Raw genomic sequence first — 21,750 nt, 5'->3', positions numbered from 1 at the left:
GGCAGGCGCTTTCGCCTGCCTTTGTGTCGGCGTAAAAAATGGTTACGATTCCCAGGCCTGCTCCGCTTTAGCGCCGTCAAACTGCGGCGGCGGCTTACGGAAACGGCGGGTCAGGTAAGTCAGATAGAGTAACCCCAGCCCCGCCCATATCAGACCGAGCGTCAGGGATGTCGCTTCCAGATTAATCCACAGCACCCCCACCGTCAGCGCGCCGACCATCGGGAGCAGCAGATAGTGAAAGCGATCCTTCCACGTTTTGTTAAAGCCTTTACGCCGCCAGAAGTGGTTGAACACCGATAGATTAACGAAGGTGAATGCTACCAGCGCACCAAAATTAATCAGCGCCGTGGCGGTGACCAGGTCAAAGAACAGCGCCGACAGCGCGACAATCCCCACCATGATCACGTTGAGCGCTGGGGTACGCCACTTCGGATGGACGTAGCCAAAAATACGCTCCGGGAAAACGTTATCGCGGCCCATGACGTACAGCAGTCGTGAAACGCTGGCGTGCGACGCCAGGCCGGAGGCCAGCGTATTCACAAACGTCGTGCACAGGAAGATCGACTGGAACAGCTTGCCGCCGACGTAGAGAGCAATCTCCGGCAGCGCCGCATCCGGATCTTTAAAACGGCTGATATCGGGGAAAAAGAGCTGCATAAAGAACGAAGCGGCAATGAAAATCACTCCGCCATAGACCGCGGTCAGAAAGATCGCCTTCGGGATCACCCGCGCGGCGTCCGGCGTCTCTTCGGAAAGCGTAGTCACCGCATCGAAGCCGAGGAATGAAAAGCAGACGATCGTCGCCCCGGTAATAATCGGGATCAGGTGCGCATTCTGGCTGATAAAAGGCTGCAGCGACCAGACGGTGCCCACCCCTTCCCCTTTATGCAGCCCCTGCACCACCAGCACGATGAAGACCACCATAATCGAGATCTGCACCAGCACGAACAGGGTGTTGAAGTTCGCTACCAGATTGACGCTTTTCAGATTCGCCGCCGTCAGAATCGCGACAAAGGTCACCACCCATACCCAGGGCGGCACGTCCGGAAACAGCGCGGAAAGATAAATCTTCGCCAGCAGCACGTTGATCATCGGCAGGAACAGATAATCCAGCAGCGACGACCAGCCCACCATAAAGCCGACGTGCGGGCTGATCGATTTCTGCGCATAGGTGTAGGCTGAGCCCGCCTGGGGAAACTGGCGCACCAGCTTGCCGTAGCTGATGGCGGTAAACAGCACGCCGGCCAGCGCCAGCAGATAGGATGCCGGAACGTGGCCGTTGCTGATGCCGGATACAATGCCGAAAGTATCAAAAACCGTCATCGGCGTCAGATAGGCGAGGCCCATCATCACCACCTGCCACAGCTTGAGGGATTTGCGCAGGCGCGGTTTCCCCGCCCCGGAGGCGTTGTCGAGAGAGGGATTAATAGCCATGGCCATTTCCCCCGCTGCACGCCTGGGCTTGCGGTCGTAGAGACCGGGAAACCAACCTGCTTCGCAACGGGGTTAATGGCAAATCAAAAGGTAAAAAGAACCGACGAGCGGCGGTAGCGGCGCATTCCATGCGGCCATGACGGCCCCCTTCTCCCTGCGGATATTTAAACATCTGCATCATTTCCTACCTCGTTACACACTGTGTCGTTAACTGAAGCCCCGTTGCCGCCTGCGCTCCTTAACGCGGCATCCGGGAATGGCTGGGCTCCCAGCAAAAACGTCCGACCAGGCTCCGCTCAGGCCGTATGATGCTACTCGTGATAATGCTAAAGCGCCCCTTGCGGGGCGAAAATCAGGCGTTTTTCAACATCCACTCAATTTCAGTCTCTGTGATCAGACGCTCAAATTGCAGTAATTCGTCATTTTTACAGGCGTGATAAACGTGACAGAAACGTTCGCCAAGCCGCTCGCGCAGGTGGTCGTTTTGCATAAACTCCCACAGCGCATCGCTCTGGCGAATCGGGAACGGCAGCCCCTCCTGCTCAAGGCCATTGCCTTCCACTTCTTCCTGTAACGGCAGCGGGTTATCCAGCCCGTGGAGGATGCCGGCAAAAATCGCCGCCATCACCAGGTACGGGTTGGCATCAGCCCCGGCCACCCGATACTCGACGCGATGGTTGTGCCGATCGCCGCATGGAATGCGCAGCGCCACCGTCCGGTTGTTATGCCCCCACGACGCCTGGGTCGGCACATACATTCCCGGCTGGAAACGGCGATACGAGTTCACGTTCGGCGCCAGCAGCGCCATCGATGCCGGCATCAGATCGATCATCCCGGCGAGCGCGCGTTTTAACATCGCGGAATCTTCACCGTCGGCGTCAGCCAGCACGTTCTCGCCTTTGTTGTTCTGCATGCTGATGTGGATATGCATCCCGCTACCGGCGTGCTCTTCATAGGGTTTCGCCATAAAAGTGGCGTGCATCTTATGCTTCTCCGCCATTAAACGCACGAGACGTTTTAACGCCAGCGCATCATCGCAGGCATCGAGCACGTTATCGGTATGGTGGAGGTTGATTTCAAACTGGCCGGGAGACGCTTCCGCCACCGCGCCGTCGGCGGGGATCAGCTGGAGCTGAGCGATCTCATCAATATCGTTAAGCACGTCGGCAAAATGGTTGAGGTTATCGACGGAGTAAACCTGGCTTTGGGTATTGCGATCGCCGGTTCCCGGCGCGCAAGGCGGCTGCAGGTAGCCTTCCGCGTCGCGCTTGCGGTCAAGTAAATAGAACTCCAGCTCTACCGCTACCACGGGGAACAGCCCGCGCTGGCGCAGCTGCTGCCAGAGGCGGTTCAGAACGTTCCGCGGCTCAACGTCAAAGGGAGCGCCATCTTCATCAACCATGGTCAGCAGAACCTGACCAATGTATTCCGGGTCCGCCGCGGACGGGGTTAAGGTTCCCAGCACCGGCACGCAGGTGCGATCAGGTTCGCCCATCTCCTGGCCGAGCCCCGCCTCTTCCACCACGTTGCCGAGAATATCCATGGCAAATACCGAAGCCGGGAAATAGCAGCCCTTCTCCAGCTTGTTCAGGCTGGAGACCGGGATCCGCTTACCGCGGAAGCAGCCGTTCAGATCGGTTAACAGCACATCAACGTATTGCGTATTGGGGTAACGCTCAAGGTAGCGCTTCACTTCCCAGGTGAATGCGCTGACCCGTCTCTCTTCCGACTGCTGAACAAAATTCTCAACTTCTACGATATTGGTTTCCATGATTCACCGCCGTTGTTGTAGTTTCGGACCCTGAATTGCACTGTTAAATATAATGTCCACCCTCCGAATGTGTATGCAAACAAATTGTTTGTCAAATGTTAAATTAAGTTTGCAAAGGGCAATATCCACTGCTAGATTGAGAAAATATTGAACGAAATGGCCGTTTTACCCGCTAACCCGGTCATAATTTAGTCCACTTTGTGAGGGCGATCATGGAAAATATAATGTACAAGCCAGTTATTGGCGTAGTGATGTGCCGAAACAGGCTTAAGGGTCACCAGACCCAGACTCTGCAAGAGAAGTACCTGAACGCGATTGTTCACGCCGGCGGCGTACCGATTGCCCTGCCGCACGCGCTGGCCGAGCCGGAACTGCTTGCTACGCTACTGCCGAAACTGGACGGCATTTATCTGCCCGGTAGCCCGAGCAACGTACAGCCGCACCTTTATGGTGAAAACGGCGATGAGCCTGACGCCGATCCCGGGCGTGATCTTCTGAGCATGGCGCTGATTAACGCCGCGCTCGAAAGGCGCATCCCCATTTTCGCCATCTGCCGTGGACTACAGGAACTGGTTGTCGCCACCGGCGGGACTCTGTATCGTCGTCTGTTCGAGCAGCCTGAGCTTCTTGAGCACCGCGAAGACCCCGAACTTCCCGTCGAGCAGCAATACGCGCCCTCGCATGAAGTTCAGGTTCAGGAGGGAGGATTACTTTCTCAGTTAATACCGGGCTGCAACACGTTTTGGGTAAACTCGTTACACGGGCAGGGAGCAAAAATGACGGGTCCACGGCTGCGCGTGGAAGCGCGTTCTCCGGACGGGCTAGCGGAAGCGGTCAGCGTTAACGACCATCCTTTCGCCCTCGGCGTGCAGTGGCATCCTGAATGGAACAGTAGCGAATACGCCCTGTCGCGAATGTTGTTTGAAGGTTTTATCACCGCCTGTCAGAATTATATCGCTGAAAAACAGCGACTCTGACCACTACCGTTAAGGAAATGCAAATATGAGCGATGACGGACTGGCGCCAGGGAAACGTTTGTCAGCGATCCGCCAACAGCTGGGTCTCTCACAGCGTCGTGCCGCCGAACTGTCTGGGTTAACACATAGTGCCATCAGCACCATAGAACAGGACAAAGTCAGTCCTGCCATCAGCACGCTGCAAAAGCTGCTGAAAGTCTATGGGCTGTCGCTCTCGGAATTCTTCTCTGAACCAGAAAAACCGGCTGAACCGCAGGTGGTTATCAATCAGGACGATCTGATTGAAATCGGCAGCCAGGGGGTATCGATGAAGCTGGTTCACAATGGCAATCCGAACCGCACGCTGGCGATGATATTTGAAACGTACCAGCCTGGAACCACAACCGGGGAGAGGATCAAGCATCAGGGTGAAGAGATAGGCACCATACTGGAGGGTGAAGTCGTATTGACCATTAACGGTCAGGCGTATCACCTGGTGGCTGGGCAAAGTTATGCCATTAACACCGGCATACCGCATAGCTTCAGCAACACTTCGGCAGGTATCTGCCGAATTATCAGCGCCCATACTCCCACCACCTTCTGATTTATTAGCCTGAGCCTTTCTCAGGTTTTCTTCAGGCCTGCGCCGCCCGGGGTGAATTCCGGCGGCGCGAAGATAACGCAGTTCACCTTGCGCAATGCGGAAAAACGTTTTCCGCTGGCCCCGGATAATTCACGCCTGTTAATGGGCAATTTAAACGGTACTCAACCCCGGGGACGCCCTGCGCCCTGAAGGTCTGAAATCACCACTTTTTTTCCGATTATGTCATTAAGGAGTCATGATGGATTTTCACAACCTGGCTTACTGGCAAGAAAAAGCAAAGAACATCGCGATTGAAACGCGGTTATTTATTAATGGCGAATACAGCGCCGCCGCCGATAACAGCGTGTTTGCCACCATCGACCCTGCCGCCCAGCAAACGCTCGCCGAAGTCGCGCGCGGCAAAAAGGCCGACGTCGATCGCGCGGTCCAGGCCGCCCGCAGCGCATTCGAGCGCGGCGACTGGTCGCAGGCCTCTCCTGCCCAGCGTAAAGCGGTCCTGAATAAGTTTGCCGACCTGATGGAGGCCCATTGCGAAGAGCTGGCGCTGCTGGAAACCCTGGACACCGGCAAACCGATCCGTCACAGCCTGCGCGACGATATCCCCGGCGCCGCCCGCGCGATTCGCTGGTATGCCGAAGCTATCGATAAAGTCTACGGCGAAGTTGCCCCTACCGGCGGCAACGAACTGGCTATGATCGTCCGCGAACCGATTGGCGTGATTGCGGCGGTGGTGCCGTGGAATTTTCCGCTGCTGCTGGCCTGCTGGAAACTTGGCCCGGCGCTGGCGTCAGGCAATAGCGTAGTGCTCAAACCGTCGGAAAAATCCCCACTCAGCGCCCTGCGACTCGCGGGCTTAGCGAAAGAGGCCGGACTGCCGGACGGCGTGTTCAACGTAGTGAGCGGTTTCGGCCATGAAGCCGGTCAGGCGCTGGCGCGGCATCCTGACGTCGAAGTGATTACCTTTACCGGTTCTACCCGCACGGGTAAACAGCTGCTGAAGGACGCAGGCGACAGCAATATGAAACGCGTCTGGCTGGAGGCGGGCGGTAAAAGCGCCAATATCGTTTTTGCCGACTGTCCGGATCTGCAAAAAGCGGTTAACGCTACCGCCGGCGGTATTTTTTACAACCAGGGGCAGGTCTGTATCGCCGGAACCCGCCTGCTGCTTGAGGAGAGCATTGCCGACAGGTTTCTCGATCTCCTTAAAGAGCAGGCCAAAGGCTGGCAGCCGGGCAATCCGCTCGACCCGAATACCGCCATGGGCATGCTGATCGACAACAGCCACGCCGATAGCGTCCACAGCTTTATTCGCGCCGGCGAAGCGCATAGCACGCTGCTGCTGGATGGACGCAAAAATCCGTGGCCCGCGGCGGTTGGCCCGACCATTTTCGTTGACGTCGATCCCGCCTCCGCGCTCAGCCAGGAGGAGATCTTCGGCCCGGTGCTGGTGGTCACCCGTTTTAAAACCGAAGAGCAGGCGCTGGCGCTGGCCAACGACAGCCGCTATGGCCTCGGCGCGGCGGTCTGGACCCGCGATCTCTCCCGCGCGCACCGCATCAGCCGCCGTCTGAAAGCCGGCTCCGTCTTTGTAAACAACTACAACGATGGCGATATGACCGTGCCGTTCGGCGGCTATAAGCAGAGCGGCAACGGACGCGATAAGTCGCTGCATGCGCTGGAAAAATTCACTGAACTGAAAACTATCTGGATTGCCCTGGAGTCTTAATCATGACCGAACATACCACCAGCTATTACGCCGCCAGCGCCAACCGCTATGAACCGTTCCCGGCGCTGGAAGAAACGATCGGCTGCGACGTCTGCGTCGTCGGCGGCGGCTATACCGGCCTCTCTTCGGCGCTGCATCTGGCCGAAATGGGCTACGATGTGGTGCTGCTGGAAGGCGCGCGCATCGGCTTCGGCGCCAGCGGACGCAACGGCGGCCAGTTAGTTAACTCCTATAGCCGCGATATCGACGTCATCGAGAAAACCTACGGCCCGGACGCGGCGAAAATGCTCGGCAGCATGATGTTTGAAGGCGGCGATATTATTCGCGAGCGCATCCAGCGCTATCAGATTGCCTGCGACTATCGCCCCGGCGGGCTGTTTGTCGCGATGAATCATAAACAGCTGGAAACTCTGGAAGAGCAGAAAGCCAACTGGGAGCGCTACGGCAATACCCAGCTGGAGCTGCTGGATGCCAGCGCTATTCGCCGCGAAGTCGACAGCGACCGCTACACCGGCGCCCTGCTGGATCGCAGCGGCGGCCATATCCATCCGCTCAACCTGGCGATTGGCGAAGCTGACGCCATTCGGCTAAACGGCGGCCGGGTGTACGAGCAATCACCGGTTACCCGCATTCAGCACACCAGCCCGGCGGTGGTGACCACCGCGCGCGGACAAGTGACCGCCCGCTACGTGATCGTCGCCGGTAACGCCTATCTCGGCGATAAGATCGAGCCGGAGCTGGCGAAACGCAGCATGCCGTGCGGCACCCAGGTGGTCACCACCGCACCGCTGTCCGAGGAACTGGCGCGCTCGCTGATCCCGAAAAATTACTGCGTGGAGGATTGTAACTATCTGCTGGATTACTACCGTCTGACCGCCGATAACCGTCTACTGTACGGCGGCGGCGTGGTCTACGGCGCGCGAGATCCGGACGACGTTGAGCGATTGATTATGCCGAAGCTGCTGAAAACCTTCCCGCAGCTGAAGGGGGTGAAAATCGACTACCGCTGGACCGGCAACTTCCTGCTGACCCTCTCACGGATGCCGCAGTTTGGCCGCCTCGATAACAATATCTATTATATGCAGGGTTACAGCGGCCACGGGGTCACCTGTACCCACCTCGCCGGACGGCTAATTTCGGAGCTGCTGCGCGGGGACGCCGAACGTTTTGACGCCTTCGCGAAGCTGCCGCACTACCCGTTCCCCGGCGGACGCAGCCTGCGCATTCCGTTTACCGCCATGGGCGCGGCTTACTATAGCCTGCGCGATCGGCTCGGCGTTTAATCCCCCCGGCCGACGGCGCCCGCCGTCGGCAATATCGCCGCCCCGCACTGCTGCGGAAAGCGCTGCTGAAAGTAGTGGCGTAAAAACTCCACGGTGGTGCGAATTTTGGCCGAAGTCGCCAGCCGAGACACGTATACCGCCCAGATATTGGCGGGCTGATAGTACTCCGGCAGCAGCTGTACCAGATTGCCGCTGGCGATATTCTCCTTTACGTCCCACCATGAGCGCAGCGCAATCCCCTGCCCGTCGAGGCACCACTGGTGGACGATTTCACCGTGGTTTGACGACAGCGGCCCGGTCACTTTGATGGCGTGCTCACCTTCTTTATCATCGCGCAGCTGCCAGACGCCAAAAGGCCGGTCGCGCTCTTTGATCACCAGACACGGCAGCGCGGCAAGGTCGCTCAGCTGTTTCGGCGAGGGATGGCGGGCGACAAACGCCGGCGAGGCGCAGAGGATACGATGATTGCTGGCAAGCTGGCGGGCTATCAGGTTGGGCGCAATATCGTCGCCGACGCGAATATCCAGATCGACCCCTTCATTAGCCAAATCTACCAGCCGGTCGGCGACGTCGAAACGGATCTCCAGCTGCGGGTAGCGGCGGGCCAGCTCGGAGAGCGCCGGCGCGACCACCCGCCGACCAAAGCCAAAGCTGCTGATGATCCGCAGCGTTCCCTGCGGCACCTGCCGCACATCGGAGAGCTCATCCATCATCTGGTCGACATCCTGCAGAATGCGCTGCCCCCATTCGTAGATGCGCTCGCCCTCTTCGGTGATAGCCACTCGCCGGGTAGTGCGGTGCAGCAGCTGGACGTTAAGGGTTTGCTCCAGCAGCGATACGCGTTTGCTGACAAATGCCGGAGAGACGCCGAGCTCTTCCGCAGCGGCGGCAAAACCGGCGCGGCGGGCTACCAGCATAAAGACGCGTAAGTCGTTCAGCAGCGGAAGATTATTCATGTTTCGTGTTTTATGTTTCACCAGTTGAAGGGATTAATTATGAATTAGTCAATTATAGGATAGAGATGAAGTCAATTTTCCTTACCTCAAACTGAGAATAACGATGAATAAAACCTTACGTATTGCCGCCATCCCCGGCGATGGCATCGGTAAAGAAGTGCTGCCGGAAGGGGTGCGCGTACTGCAGGCCGCCGCCGAACGCTGGGGGCTGGCGTTAAGCTTCGAGCACTTCGAGTGGGCCAGCTGCGATTATTACGCCCAACACGGCACTATGATGCCCGAGGACTGGCACGCGCAGCTGAAAACCTTTGATGCGATCTATTTCGGTGCGGTCGGCTGGCCGGATATCGTCCCGGATCATATCTCCCTCTGGGGCTCGTTGCTGAAGTTCCGCCGCGAATTCGACCAGTACGTCAACCTGCGTCCGGTGCGCCTGTTCCCCGGCGTCCCCTGCCCGCTGGCGGGTAAACAGCCCGGCGATATCGATTTCTACGTGGTTCGTGAAAACACCGAAGGCGAATATTCCGCTCTTGGCGGCCATGTGAATCCGGGAACCGAACATGAAGTGGTGATTCAGGAGTCGGTGTTTACCCGCCGCGGCGTTGACCGCATCCTGCGCTACGCTTTTGAGCTGGCGCAAAGCCGCCCGCGCAGAACCCTGACTTCGGCGACCAAATCTAACGGCCTCGCCATCAGCATGCCCTTCTGGGACCAGCGCGTCGAAGCGATGGCGCAGCAATACCCGGAGGTGAAATGGGATAAGCAGCATATTGATATTCTGTGCGCCCGTTTCGTGCTGCAGCCGGAGCGTTTTGACGTAGTGGTCGGCTCTAATCTGTTCGGCGATATCCTTTCCGATCTCGGCCCGGCCTGTACGGGCACCATCGGCATTGCCCCATCGGCAAACCTCAACCCGGATCGCACCTTTCCGTCGCTGTTTGAGGCGGTACACGGTTCGGCGCCGGATATCTACGGCAAAAATATCGCCAATCCGATTGCCACCATCTGGGCTGGCGCGATGATGCTCGACTTCCTCGGCAACGGTGACGCTCGCTACCAGGCCGCCCATGACGGCATTCTCGCAGCGATTGAGCAGACCATTGCCAGCGGACCAAAGACGCCGGATATGAAAGGCACTGCCTCCACCCAGCAGGTGGGCGAGGCCATTTGTCAGGCTATTGTTGAACAAAAGTAGCGCCGCCTCCGGGAGAGTTTCATGCAGCTACGGATATGTCTCTGAAACATCGTGTTATGCAGCGATGCCCTGGCCCCCGCTGAAATCGGCGAACCGGAGGACCGAAGACAAGGGCTGGCCGCCAGGGATGGCGGACAGAGGCGAATCGAGACATTGATGTCGAGTTGAGCCGACCGCAGGCTGAGGGCCGGGAGGTGAGCGCAGTGCGCAGCACCGATTTCTTTGCGGGACCGCGGGGATTGTAAAGGGGGAGACGGTTTTCTCCCCCTTTACCCGTTCACGTTCGACGGAAATACATTTTCTGCCGAATAGCGGTGAACGGAATACGTATACATTCCCGGAGGCACCGGGCCCGGATATCCCGGGTCGCGGCGTAAACGCCTTACCCGGGCTACCGCCCCGCAGATCGCTGGAAACCCGTAGCCCCGGTAAGCGCAAGCGCCACCGGGGAGATTCTCCGGACCGAATTACAGCTCCAGCTCGCGCTGCAGCAGCGCCGCGATCGCCTCGCAGCTCTGCGCCGTCACCAGCGATTGCCGGAACTCTTCATGCATAATGCGCCGCGCCAGCCGCGAGAAAATACGCATATGCTGATCCCCCGCCGAATGCTTATTAAGCGTCAGCATAATCACAAACTGCGCCTCGTCGTCGCCCCACGCTACCGGCTGCGCCAGACGGGCGACGCTGATGGTCGACTGCTCGATATGCTCAGATTTACTGTGTGGAATGGCGAAGCTAAAGCCTAAACCGGTAGAGAACACCGCTTCGCGAGCCCACAGATCGGCTTCCAGCTTACGCGGATAACGGCAGCGCCCGGCCAGCAGCAGATTATCAGTCATGCCCTTAATGACCTCCTCTTTGCTACGCCAGTCGCTGTTCAGCGTAATGCACTGCGGAGTAATCAGCGGCGCGTCCTGCTGGGTCATGCGGAACTGGGCAAGCAGATGTTCTACCTCTAATGAAGTACGGCACTGCATCGCCTGGTTAAGCAGCTGACGGCAGGCGCGGCTGTCAAGCTGCGCCAGACGTGCCTTGGTTGCCGGAATCGACGGCGCGCTCATGCTCAGCTCATCCAGCCCCAGCCCCACCAGCAGCGGCAGCACCGAACCTTTAGCCCCCAGCTCGCCGCACAGGCCAATCCATTTCCCCTGACGATGCACCGCCTGAACCGCGTAATCCAGCGCGCGCAGAAAAGCCGGATTGAGGCTGTTGTAGTGGCGCGTCACCCTGGCGTTATCGCGATCCACCGCCAGCAGGTACTGGGTCAGGTCGTTGCTGCCGATACTAAAGAAATCAATCTCTTCGCAGCACTGATCGATGATAAACATCACCGACGGCACCTCAAGCATAATGCCCAGCGGGATCTTTTCATCAAACGGGATATGTTCGCTGCGCAGCGACTGTTTAGCATCCGCCAACTGCTCTTTGACCCATAATATCTCTTCCATCGAGGAGATCATCGGGATCATGATTTTCAGCGCGCCGTGCGCGGAAGCGCGCAGAATTGCCCGCAGCTGAGTGCGGAACAGCGCCTGATACTCCTCATAAATACGCACCGCCCGGTAGCCGAGGAACGGGTTATTCTCCGCCGGGATGTTGAGGTAGGCCACCGGCTTGTCGCCGCCGATATCCATGGTGCGGATGATAATGCTGCGCCCGTTGGCCGGCTCCAGCGCCTGGCAAAAGATGTTATACAGCTCGTTTTCCGACGGCGCGCTGGGCCTGTCCATATAGAGCATCTCGGTGCGGAACAGTCCTACCGACTGCGCGCCGTTGTTGAAGGCCGCCGCCGCCTCTACCGAATGGGCGATGTTGGCCGCCACCTCCAGACGAATACCGTCTTCCGTTCGGCCCTCTTTATCCAGCCAGGCCTGCTGCTGGCGGCGGATTTGCGCCTGTACCCAGGCTTCCTGCTGATAGTAGCGCGCCACCGCTTCATCGGGATTCACCACCACCAGCCCGGCGTTACCGTCAATCTGTACCCGGCGATCGACCCACGGCAGCAGCGCCTCCATATCGACGCCCACCAGGGTAGGAATATTGAACGAACGCGCGAGGATCACCGTATGTGAAGTGGTGCCGCCGCTGCGCAGCAGCAGGCCTTTAAGCAGCGTTTTATCCAGTTCAAGAAACTGGCTGGGGGTGAGTTCATCGGCGAGGCAGATGGCCTCTTCGGTCAGCTTACCCGGTGCCGGAAAACGATCCTCACCGTAGATATGCTGCAGAAGCTGGAAGCACACATCGCGCACGTCCAGCACCCGCTCCTGCAAATAGCTATTGCCGGAAGCGCTGAACTGGGCGCAAAAATGTTCGCCGGTCGCGACCACCGCTTCAGCGCAGCTCAGACCGTTCAACAGCCCGTCCAGCAGATGCTGGCGCAGCGAGGCGTCGGTGGCCAGAGAGCGATGCGCCTCAAGGATCGCGCTGGCGGTACCGTCGTTATCCAGCAGGCGGAACTCAATATTTTTCACCAGCAGGGTCAGGCCCCTGTCCAGCGCCGCCTGTTCCTGTTCGATTGCGCCCGCTGCAGGCAGCGCGCCTGAATCGCGCAGGTCGAGGGACTTAAGATGGGTGAGCCTGCCGCCCGCGCTGCCGGCGCAGACCGGCAGCGCGTGAAACAGGGTAGGATTAAGACGCGAGAGGGATTCAGGAACCGGCTGAACGGCCATTTGCTCCGCCGCCGGCAGCGGCGCATCGCAGTGCGGGAACTCGTCGGTGATGAACGCCGTCAGTGTATTAAACGCCTGCTGTTCATCTTCACCGCTGACAACAAGCTGGCAGCGGTCGCCCTTTAAGGTATTGGTGCCAATAATCCCCAGCGCGCTTTTGGCGTTTCCGCGTCCTTCTGTGCGGGTGTTTACCCATTCGACCGAAGATGAAAAAGTATTGCACAGCGTTTCTACCAGGCTTGCCGGACGCGCATGTACGCCGTTGGGCAAATCACATATGAATTCAATTACCAGAGCCATCGCCTTCCTCCTGAATAATGCGTATTAGCCAAAAGGTAAAGAAAGAAGCCGCCCGCCACTACACGATAAAAGTGGTAATTACTGGATAATTGTATGGCTGAATCTTTTTTATGCTCGTGGTCACAAATCGCCTCGTGAAGGGCGTCAAAAACCCACCAGAACTAAGATTTGAGGTGGATCGCAATTTTCTCCTCGCCTTACAAATATCCAGTAAATGCACTTTTTCTCTACTATTTTATGCGCCGCCCTTTTTCTAATGTTGAGACATCAACTCAGTCACGGGCCACGCAGCGCTCAGGAGAAAAATAATGAACGAACTGGTGCAAATATTAAAAAATACCCGCCAGCACCTCATGACCGGGGTTTCACATATGATCCCGTTTGTCGTGTCCGGTGGGATCTTGCTGGCAGTCTCCGTCATGTTGTACGGCAAGGGCGCGGTGCCCGATGCCGCCACCGACCCTAACCTGAAAAAACTGTTTGATATCGGCGTCGCCGGTCTGACGCTAATGGTGCCATTTCTGGCGGCCTATATCGGCTACTCCATCTCCGACCGCGCGGCGCTGGCCCCCTGCGCCATCGGCGCCTGGGTCGGCAACAGCTTCGGCGCCGGTTTCTTCGGGGCGCTGATTGCCGGGATCATTGGCGGGCTGGTGGTTTACTACCTGAAGAAAATCCCGGTGCACAAGGTGCTGCGCTCGGTGATGCCCATCTTCGTTATCCCGATTATCGGCACCTTTATAACCGCCGGGATCATGATGTGGGGTCTCGGCGAGCCGATTGGCGCGCTGACCGCCAGTCTGACCGGCTGGCTGCAGGGCATGCGCGAAGGCAGCATCGTTATTCTCGCCATCATTATGGGCCTGATGCTGGCCTTCGACATGGGCGGTCCGGTGAATAAAGTCGCCTACGCCTTCATGCTGATTTGCGTTTCTCAGGGCGTTTACAGCGTAGTGGCCATCGCCGCCGTCGGTATCGCCGTGCCGCCGCTGGGCATGGGCCTGGCAACGCTGATTGGGCGTAAATATTTCTCCGCGGAAGAGCGCGAAACCGGGAAAGCCGCGCTGGTGATGGGCTGCGTTGGCGTGACCGAAGGCGCGATCCCCTTCGCCGCCGCCGACCCGCTGCGCGTTATCCCGGCCAATATGATCGGCGCCGCCGCCGGCTGCGTCACCGCCGCGCTGCTCGGCGCCCAGTGCTACGCCGGCTGGGGCGGGCTCATCGTTCTGCCGGTCGTCGAAGGTAAAGGCGGGTTTGTTGCCGGTCTGGCGGTCGGCGCCATCGTCAGCGCCGCCTGCGTCATTCTGCTCAAAGCCCTGGCGAAAAAGAAAACGTCAGACGCCAAAGCCGATGACGAGATGGATCTTGATTTCGAAATTAACTGAAACAGTGGAAGGAATATCGTATGACCAAAATTATCGCCGTTACCGCTTGCCCCTCTGGCGTTGCCCATACCTATATGGCCGCCGAATCGCTGGAGAGCGCCGCTAAAGCCAAAGGCTGGCAGGTCAAAGTCGAGACTCAGGGCTCCATCGGCATTGAGAACGAGCTGACCGCAGAAGACGTCGCCAGCGCCGATATGGTGATACTGACCAAAGATATCGGCATTAAGTTTGAAGAACGCTTTGCCGGTAAAACCATCGTGCGCGTCAACATCAGTGATGCCGTGAAGCGCGCCGAAGCCATTATGAACAAAATCGACAGCCACCTTTCACAGAATGCCTGACTGAATGCCCGGGGCGCGCCCTGCGCCCCGCAAAATAACATGGAGTTTGTCATGACCAATCGCACTCAACGCTTAAAAGATCGTCTGTTCGCCAACCCGCGCGAAATCTCACTCGAGCGGGCGCTGCTCTACACCGCCAGCCATAAACAGACGGAGGGTGAGCCGGTAATGATCCGCCGGGCGAAAGCGACCGCATGGATCCTCGATCATGTGCAGATTTCGATTCGTGATGATGAACTGATTGCCGGCAACCGGACTATCAAGCCGCGCGCCGGAATTATGTCCCCGGAGATGGACCCCTACTGGCTGCTCAAGGAGCTGGACCAGTTCCCGACCCGCCCGCAGGACCGTTTCAATATCAGCGAAGAAGACAAGCGCATCTATCGCGAAGAGCTGTTCCCCTACTGGGAAAATCGCTCGATGAAGGACTTCATCAACGCCCAGATGACCGATGAAGTCAAAAACGCCGTCAGCACGCAGATTTTTAGCGTCAACCAGACCGATAAGGGCCAGGGACATATCATTATCGACTACCCTCGCCTGCTGGAAAACGGCCTCGCCGCGCTGGTGACGGAGATTAAGGCGGTGCGTCAGCAGCACCCGCAGAACAGTTTTTATCAGGCGGTGCTGATCCTGCTGGAAGCCTCCCAGCGCCATATTCTGCGCTATGCGGCCCTTGCCGATGAAATGGCCGCCGATTGTGCTGATGAACAGCGGCGCAAAGAGCTGGAGACCATCGCCAACATCTCCCGCCATAATGCGGTACACCGCCCGGAAGATTTCTGGCAGGCCTGCCAGCTCTTCTGGTATATGAACATCATTTTGCAGTATGAATCCAACGCCAGCTCTATCTCGCTGGGACGCTTTGACCAGTACATGCTGCCGTACTATCAGGCTTCGCTGAATCGCGGCCAGGATCCGCAGTTTCTTCAGGAGCTGCTGGAGTCGCTGTGGGTGAAGTGCAACGATATCGTTCTGCTGCGCTCCACCAGCAGCGCGCGCTACTTTGCAGGCTTCCCGACCGGCTATACCGCGCTGCTCGGCGGCCTGACCGAGACCGGACGCAGCGCGGTCAATATTTTGTCGTTTCTGTCCCTCGACGCCTACCAGAACGTTCGACTGCCGCAGCCGAACCTTGGCGTACGCGTCAACGAGCTCATCGATCGTCCTTTCCTGCGCAAAACCGCCGAGACCATTCGCCTCGGTACCGGCATTCCGCAAATCTTTAATGATGAAGTGGTGATCCCGGCATTTCTCAACCGCGGCGTATCGCTGGAGGACGCGCGGGATTATTCGGTGGTTGGCTGCGTTGAGCTGTCGATCCCGGGACGCACCTACGGCCTGCACGATATCGCCATGTTTAACCTGCTGAAGGTGATGGAAATCGTGATGCTGGAAAACGAAAGCAATCCTGATATCACCTGGGATGGGCTGATTAACCAGATCCGCGACAAGATTCGCTATTACATTAAGCTGATGGTGGAAGGCAGCAACATTTGCGATATCGGCCACCGCGACTGGGCGCCGGTTCCCCTGCTCTCTTCTTTTATTGAGGATTGCGTGCAGCACGGTCAGGATATTACCGCAGGCGGCGCGCGCTATAACTTCTCCGGGGTCCAGGGCATCGGCATTGCTAACCTCAGCGACTCGCTGCACGCGCTAAAAGGGATGGTTTTTGAGCAAAAACGGCTCAGCTTCGCTGAACTTATCGCAGTGCTGAAAGCCAATTTCCAGACGCCGGAAGGGGAAAAAATTCGCGCTCGCCTGATCAACCGCTTCGAGAAATACGGCAACGATATTGACGAAGTGGACAACATCAGCGCCGATCTACTGCGCTTTTACTGCAAAGAGGTAGAACAATACCAGAACCCGCGCGGCGGTCAGTTTACGCCGGGTTCCTATACCGTCTCTGCCCACGTGCCGCTCGGTTCGGTCGTCGGCGCCACCCCGGACGGACGCCTGGCGGGAGAACAGCTGGCGGACGGCGGGCTGTCGCCGATGCTCGGCCAGGACGTTCAGGGACCGACCGCGGTGCTCAAGTCGGTCAGCAAGCTGGATAACTTTCTGCTCTCCAACGGTACGCTGCTGAACGTCAAATTCACCCCGGCAACGCTTGCCGGCGACAGCGGCCTGAATAAGCTGGCCGACTTCCTGCAGGCATTCACCAGGCTGAGGCTACAGCATATTCAGTTCAACGTGGTCAACGCCGATACGCTGCGCGAAGCCCAGCAGCGGCCGCAGGATTTTGCCGGTCTGGTGGTGCGCGTTGCGGGTTACAGCGCCTTTTTCGTTGAGCTGTCGCAGGAGATTCAGGATGACATTATCCGCCGCACCGCGCATCAGCTGTGAGGTCATGGAAACGCGCGCCGATAAGGCGCGCATTTTTAACATCCAGCGCTACTCTTTGAATGACGGTCAGGGGATCCGCACCGTGGTGTTTTTTAAGGGCTGCCCGCATACCTGTCCGTGGTGCGCTAATCCGGAGTCGATCTCGCCGAAAATTCAGACCGTACGCCGGGAGAGCAAGTGCCTGCGCTGCTCGCGCTGCCAGCAGGACGTGGTCGAGTGCCCCTCCGGCGCGTGGGAGCAGATTGGCCGCGACGTTACCCTCGATCATCTGCTTAAAGAGGTGCTGAAGGATGAGATCTTCTTCCGCGCCTCGGGCGGCGGCGTGACCCTGTCGGGCGGCGAAGTCCTGATGCAGGCCGAATTTGCCGCGCGTTTTCTGCGCCGCTTGCGCGAATGGGGGATCAGAACGGCGATTGAAACAGCGGGCGATACCGCGTTCAGCCGCTTTTTTCCGCTGGCTCAGGCGTGCGACGAAGTGCTGTTCGACCTGAAAATCATGGATGAAACGCTGGCCCGGGAGCAGCTGCGGATGAATATGCCGCGGGTGCTGGATAACTTCACCCGTCTGGTCGAAGCCCAAATCCCGCTAATTCCCCGGGTGCCGCTGATTCCGGGATTTACGCTTAACGAAGAGAATTTCCGCCAGATCCTGGCGTTTTTGGCCCCCTTTAAGCTGCGCGAAATTCATCTTCTGCCGTTCCATCAGTTCGGCGAACCAAAATATCATTTACTGGGAAAAAAATGGTCGATGTCGATGATTAAGGCCCCTGCAGAATCTGAGATTCAGCCATTCAGGACGCTGGCCGAACGGGCCGGTTTTAGCGTGACCATTGGCGGATAACGCCTGGAGGATGCTATGGATTTCAATATCGTTGCCGTCACGGCATGCGTCAGCGGCGTCGCTCACACTTATATGGCGGCCGAACGCCTGGAAAAGGTCGGCCACCATGAGAAATGGAATATCAAAATAGAAACCCAGGGCGCGCTGGGGGTTGAGAACAAAATTACCGCTGACGATATTGCCCATGCCGATGTCGTACTGCTGGTGACGGATATTGAAATTGACGATGCCAGACGCTTCAACGGCATCCGCACCATTAAGACCAGCATCAAAACTTTTCTGCTGCAGCCGCAGCAGATCGTCGACGCGGTGAAATGCATTATGAAAAAGCCGGTGGTTTATATTGAGATCCCTTGAGAGCGGGAAATCCCGGAGGCGGCGCGATGCGCCTGTCCGGGCTACCGGTGCTCAGCGATTTTGTAGCCCGGACAGGTGCGCAGCACCGCCTCCGGGAACACCGTGTTTCGGCAATTTAATTTACGCCACCCCCAGCAGCCATTTCTGCGCGGGGGTCAAACGGCTGGCGGTTTCCGGCGTCAGCCAGCGCTGCTGATCCTGCTGCGCGGTATCCGCTCTGTCGATATATAAGCCGTGCAGCACCCGCCTTCTGCTGCCGACGCGGTTGCGCGTCCCGCCGTGCCAGGCGTGGGCGTTATAAATCATCACGCTGCCCGCCGGCGCGGCGAACACCACTTCATCAGGATGCGCCAGCTCCGGGTCGTCCAGCACCTCTTCCGGCAGCTCCGGACGCAAATGGGTGCCGGGGATAATGCGCGGTGCGCCGTTTTCAGCGCTCAGGTCATCGATAGCCCATATCGTATTCACCAGATGTACTTTCGGAAAGTCAGGACGCGGTTTTTTCCAGTCCGCATGCAGCGGCTGATGGCCGCCGTTAAACAACGCTTCCCGCGCGTTCAGGCTGGAGACTTTAAAATCGCCCTGAAAAATATACCGGCAGGCGGAAAGTATCAGCGGATGCGACCAGACCTTTTCCCAAATCACCCCTTTATTAATCAGGTTGGCAATGCGCGTGGCGGTCGCTTCCTGGTGGTGTTCAATGGCCAGACTGTCGCCCTCTCTCTCGACGATGGCGTCGATAAGCTCGCGCATCGCCGCCAGCCACTCCGCGTCCACCACGTTATGCACGACGGTGTAGCCCAGGGTATCCAGTTCCTGTTTCATTGTCGGGCTCAGCGCAACATTCGCCCCCAGCGCATCCAGATAAACCGCAGATTGTTGTTCCATATTTCTATTCCTTAACTTATCGATAACACAAAACAAACTCTAATCTGCACCGACCGGGAATACATGAGGCCAAAACTACGAAAAACTGGACAAGCGTACGCGAGGAAGAAAAGTGTGATGGCTATCAAAATCCAGCTTTTTTCCTCTTTCTGTAGGGCAAACATTCGCGACCCAGCCTGACACAGAACAAATCACCACTGATAAAATAGATTATAATCAACAAGATAATTGTTCTCTTCTAAGGCGTACGGAATGATTGACGATCTGGCGGATATTTTAAATCGTTTAGTAAATCAGAAAGATAATCTGCACGTCAGATTCCCCGACCCGGATATCTCCGAGCCTGCGCTGGCGTTTAAAGTGCCCTTTCCGCGGCTGGAAATTGTGCTTGAGGGTGAGCTTAAGGAGAGCGGGCTGCCGCTATCGGAGACGATGCTCTCCGCCTCGCAGGTGCTCTACGTTCAGGCGGGCAAGTGGACGCTGCCGGAGTGGACCGGGCCAGCATCGACGTTAAGCATCCTCTTTGGCCGCCAGAAGCTCGGATTCTGCGTTCAGTACTGGGACGGCAAGCAGCTGCGCACGGAAAAGCAGAACGTTGCCCGCCTCGGGCCGCGCGTCGGCTCCTATCTGCTGCTATCGCTTAATGAAATCTGCCTGCAGCCGGATCCGGTGACCGCCAGGCTGGTGGTCGCGGCCCTGTTAAGCCACTGCCTTGAGCAACTGGTGGGGCTGGAGATGCGCGTCAGCCGCAGTCGCGATCTGTTTCTGGCGGTGCAGGACTATCTCGAAGAGCATCTCAGCCAGCCCCTGACCCGCGAGTCGGTGGCGAAACGCTTTCATATTACGCCCAATTACCTGTCGCATATTTTTCAGAAATCCGGCTCCGTCGGTTTTAATGAGTTTCTCACCAGCGTACGCCTGGAAAAGGCCAAAAAGCTGCTGCGCGGCTACGATCTCAAGGTAAAAGAGATCGCCCACAACTGCGGGTTCGTCGACAGCAACTATTTTTGCCGGGTGTTTAAACGCTACACCGAGCGTTCGCCATCAGAATATCGTCGCCACTGCCGCAGCGCGCAGCAGGGCTGACTCAGACGGCCCACTCGACCCGCCCGCGACCGTTATTTTTGGCCTTATAGAGGGCGTCATCGACCTTTTTAATGAACAGGTTTTGCGGTTCCCCTTTGTTACGCAGACCAACGCCGATACTGATCGACAGCGGATAGTCGTGGTTGATCAGGATCGCCCGGGCGTTTTGCAGAATAGCCTGCGCCAGTTCATCCACTTCCTGCGCCGTCATTCCGTCGACAATAATGGCAAACTCTTCGCCGCCAATCCTCGAAGGCAGCACCTTATCGCTGGTGAGCTTAGCCAGCTGCTTACCGAGAGCAAAGAGGACTTCGTCCCCCACCAGATGGCCCCAGGTGTCATTAATTTTCTTGAAGTAATCGATATCGACAATCATTAGCCCCAGCCTGCGTCCCTCCTTCTCGCGGATGGTGTCGATAAAGAAGCGACGGTTAGGCAGTTGGGTCAGCTCATCCTTTAATGATTGGGAACGCGCATCAACGTACAGCAGATTGATGCGCTCAATAATTTTGTAGACCCCGACTGCGCTCAGCAGCATGCCGGACAGGCGCAGCAGATCTTCGCAGTAGTACCCCATCCAGCGCGGCTGGTGAAAGATTTCATCCATCAGATCGAACGTACCGCCGGCAATCCACAGCAGCAGTCCGTAGCGTACCCAGTTAACCGCCACGTGATTCATGCGCACTTTGGTGGAGCTCCAGAGCATAAACAGCAGAAATAGCAGCGCCAGCAGATCGATATACATTCCGGGATTAATCAAAATTTCGCGCCACGGCCCCAGCGGCGACGAGATATACGCGCACAGTCCGGTCACGGCGACGATCGCCAGCAGCGCCGGTAGAATATGGGTGCGGGAGATTGAAGATGAGGGTTGAATATGGATGTTTTTCTCGCGTTCGGGCATGGTCAGGTCTCTTAACAGCGCGGCTTGCCAGACTTTTAGCATAACAGCGCAGAGCGATTGAGCGAACTTTAAAGGCGCGCAGCCTGACGATGCGCAGCAGCGAGCAGAAGAGAGTGGACTGACCCCGCGGAATGTTCCAACCTACTACCAATCCATGGCGACGAAGTCAGTGGCGCGAATAATAAAGAGTTAACGCTACGAGGATGTGGCAATCGGTGCTGGGGGAAAGGCCTTTTCTGGACTCCGGGAGCGGTCTTCCATTTTTAGCCCGATGGCCGATGCTGAAGGGGCTGACTCTGCTATGCAAACAAGGCAGTGCTGACGCAGTTTATAACGCTCTGGTCCGCCGCAGACTCAGCCTCAAGGCTATCTCGAACTATCAGCTTCAACGTTAACGCTGACGTTCAGTCTCTTCGCCTCCATGGTTATTATCTTCCGGGCAAGGGCCCTGTCGCCGCCGTGCACCCGATCTATCAGCGCCTGGACGATTGTCATCATAAGAAAGTGCTGATTAGCCGGACAGAAATCGGTCATATCAATCCCGCAATCCGCCAGCTGCTGGTGCGCATCGCGCTCTGTCTGCGCAATAAGGTCAGTCACTTGCTCTTTCATTTGTTCGACGCGCGCAAAAACCACGCGATTAATGATTTCGATTTGCTCAGGTGTAAAATTTTTGTCCATTATTATGCTCTCATCACAGTCTGA

Annotated in this window: 18 protein-coding genes; 11 read left to right on the top strand and 7 right to left on the bottom strand. The window is 57.5% G+C overall.

The features are described from left to right. Nucleotides 1-42: 42 nt before the first annotated feature. Together K2184_RS21105 and puuA are read right to left on the bottom strand one after the other, a co-directional pair. Nucleotides 43-1,434, bottom strand: coding sequence for an APC family permease (locus K2184_RS21105; protein ID WP_004100961.1), 1,392 nt, complete (start codon nt 1,432-1,434; stop codon nt 43-45). Between the two features lie 352 nt (nt 1,435-1,786). Then, nucleotides 1,787-3,205 (bottom strand): glutamate-putrescine ligase, encoded by a 1,419-nt coding sequence (gene puuA / locus K2184_RS21100; protein WP_004112067.1) that lies wholly within the window; start codon nt 3,203-3,205, stop codon nt 1,787-1,789. A gap of 224 nt (nt 3,206-3,429) precedes the next feature. Here puuA and puuD point away from each other — a divergent pair, with 224 nt between their 5' ends. The 4 genes from puuD (at nt 3,430) to K2184_RS21080 (ending at nt 7,774) form a co-directional block, all read left to right on the top strand. Next, entirely contained in the window at nt 3,430-4,182 is a 753-nt protein-coding gene (gene puuD / locus K2184_RS21095; protein WP_162680343.1) for a gamma-glutamyl-gamma-aminobutyrate hydrolase, read from the top strand. 25 nt (nt 4,183-4,207) lie between these two features. Further along, on the top strand, nt 4,208-4,765 hold the full coding sequence (gene puuR / locus K2184_RS21090) for an HTH-type transcriptional regulator PuuR (RefSeq protein WP_004100955.1): 558 nt from the start codon (nt 4,208-4,210) through the stop codon (nt 4,763-4,765). Nucleotides 4,766-5,003: 238 nt separating this feature from the next. Then, on the top strand, nt 5,004-6,491 hold the full coding sequence (gene puuC / locus K2184_RS21085; protein ID WP_016807390.1) for an aldehyde dehydrogenase PuuC: 1,488 nt from the start codon (nt 5,004-5,006) through the stop codon (nt 6,489-6,491). Between the two features lie 2 nt (nt 6,492-6,493). After that, entirely contained in the window at nt 6,494-7,774 is a 1,281-nt protein-coding gene (locus tag K2184_RS21080) for an NAD(P)/FAD-dependent oxidoreductase (RefSeq protein WP_004112063.1), read from the top strand. On the opposite strand, the gene K2184_RS21075 is transcribed toward K2184_RS21080, so the two are convergent. Further along, nucleotides 7,771-8,751, bottom strand: coding sequence for a LysR substrate-binding domain-containing protein (locus K2184_RS21075; RefSeq protein ID WP_163525341.1), 981 nt, complete (start codon nt 8,749-8,751; stop codon nt 7,771-7,773). The genes K2184_RS21080 and K2184_RS21075 overlap by 4 nt on opposite strands. An 82-nt stretch (nt 8,752-8,833) precedes the next feature. Here K2184_RS21075 and K2184_RS21070 point away from each other — a divergent pair, with 82 nt between their 5' ends. Next, nucleotides 8,834-9,925 carry a tartrate dehydrogenase gene (locus K2184_RS21070; protein WP_163525339.1) on the top strand — a complete coding sequence of 364 codons (1,092 nt, stop codon included), beginning with the start codon at nt 8,834-8,836 and terminating at the stop codon, nt 9,923-9,925. Between the two features lie 467 nt (nt 9,926-10,392). Here K2184_RS21070 and ptsP read toward each other — a convergent pair whose 3' ends face one another. Then, the gene (gene ptsP / locus K2184_RS21065) at nt 10,393-12,894 is read right to left on the bottom strand and encodes a phosphoenolpyruvate--protein phosphotransferase (RefSeq protein ID WP_049593328.1); all 2,502 of its coding nucleotides are present in this window, start codon (nt 12,892-12,894) and stop codon (nt 10,393-10,395) included. Between the two features lie 308 nt (nt 12,895-13,202). On the opposite strand from ptsP, the gene K2184_RS21060 reads away from it, so the two are divergent. From K2184_RS21060 to K2184_RS21040, 5 genes are read left to right on the top strand one after another with little or no spacing between them, the layout of a single operon-like run. Further along, nucleotides 13,203-14,279 (top strand): PTS fructose transporter subunit EIIC, encoded by a 1,077-nt coding sequence (locus K2184_RS21060; RefSeq protein ID WP_004100940.1) that lies wholly within the window; start codon nt 13,203-13,205, stop codon nt 14,277-14,279. Between the two features lie 20 nt (nt 14,280-14,299). Continuing rightward, the gene (locus K2184_RS21055; RefSeq protein WP_004100938.1) at nt 14,300-14,620 is read left to right on the top strand and encodes a PTS fructose-like transporter subunit IIB; all 321 of its coding nucleotides are present in this window, start codon (nt 14,300-14,302) and stop codon (nt 14,618-14,620) included. Nucleotides 14,621-14,671: 51 nt separating this feature from the next. Further along, nucleotides 14,672-16,969, top strand: coding sequence for a formate C-acetyltransferase (locus tag K2184_RS21050; protein WP_004112053.1), 2,298 nt, complete (start codon nt 14,672-14,674; stop codon nt 16,967-16,969). Continuing rightward, nucleotides 16,935-17,810 carry a [formate-C-acetyltransferase]-activating enzyme gene (locus K2184_RS21045; protein ID WP_016807386.1) on the top strand — a complete coding sequence of 292 codons (876 nt, stop codon included), beginning with the start codon at nt 16,935-16,937 and terminating at the stop codon, nt 17,808-17,810. The genes K2184_RS21050 and K2184_RS21045 overlap by 35 nt, the downstream gene beginning before the upstream one ends. Before the next feature lie 15 nt (nt 17,811-17,825). Then, nucleotides 17,826-18,167, top strand: coding sequence for a PTS fructose-like transporter subunit IIB (locus K2184_RS21040; RefSeq protein WP_049593331.1), 342 nt, complete (start codon nt 17,826-17,828; stop codon nt 18,165-18,167). Nucleotides 18,168-18,287: 120 nt separating this feature from the next. Here the strand turns inward: K2184_RS21040 and K2184_RS21035 are convergent, their stop codons facing one another. Continuing rightward, on the bottom strand, nt 18,288-19,055 hold the full coding sequence (locus tag K2184_RS21035) for a phytanoyl-CoA dioxygenase family protein (RefSeq protein WP_004100928.1): 768 nt from the start codon (nt 19,053-19,055) through the stop codon (nt 18,288-18,290). 252 nt (nt 19,056-19,307) lie between these two features. Between K2184_RS21035 and K2184_RS21030 the strand changes: the two genes are divergently transcribed. Further along, a complete protein-coding gene (locus K2184_RS21030; protein ID WP_004112046.1) occupies nt 19,308-20,141 on the top strand; it encodes a helix-turn-helix transcriptional regulator in 834 nt (277 codons plus the stop codon). A gap of 1 nt (nt 20,142) precedes the next feature. Here K2184_RS21030 and K2184_RS21025 read toward each other — a convergent pair whose 3' ends face one another. Together K2184_RS21025 and K2184_RS21020 are read right to left on the bottom strand one after the other, a co-directional pair. Next, on the bottom strand, nt 20,143-21,045 hold the full coding sequence (locus K2184_RS21025) for a GGDEF domain-containing protein (protein WP_016807385.1): 903 nt from the start codon (nt 21,043-21,045) through the stop codon (nt 20,143-20,145). Nucleotides 21,046-21,411: 366 nt separating this feature from the next. Beyond that, on the bottom strand, nt 21,412-21,726 hold the full coding sequence (locus K2184_RS21020; protein WP_004100922.1) for a hypothetical protein: 315 nt from the start codon (nt 21,724-21,726) through the stop codon (nt 21,412-21,414). Between the last annotated feature and the right edge of the window lie 24 nt (nt 21,727-21,750).

It is taken from the genome of Klebsiella sp. K5-306 (assembly GCF_051835185.1).
Classification (GTDB): Bacteria; Pseudomonadota; Gammaproteobacteria; order Enterobacterales; family Enterobacteriaceae; genus Klebsiella; species Klebsiella oxytoca.
Note: the sequence above shows the minus strand (reverse complement) of the source record. Positions and strands in the feature narration are given on the sequence as shown.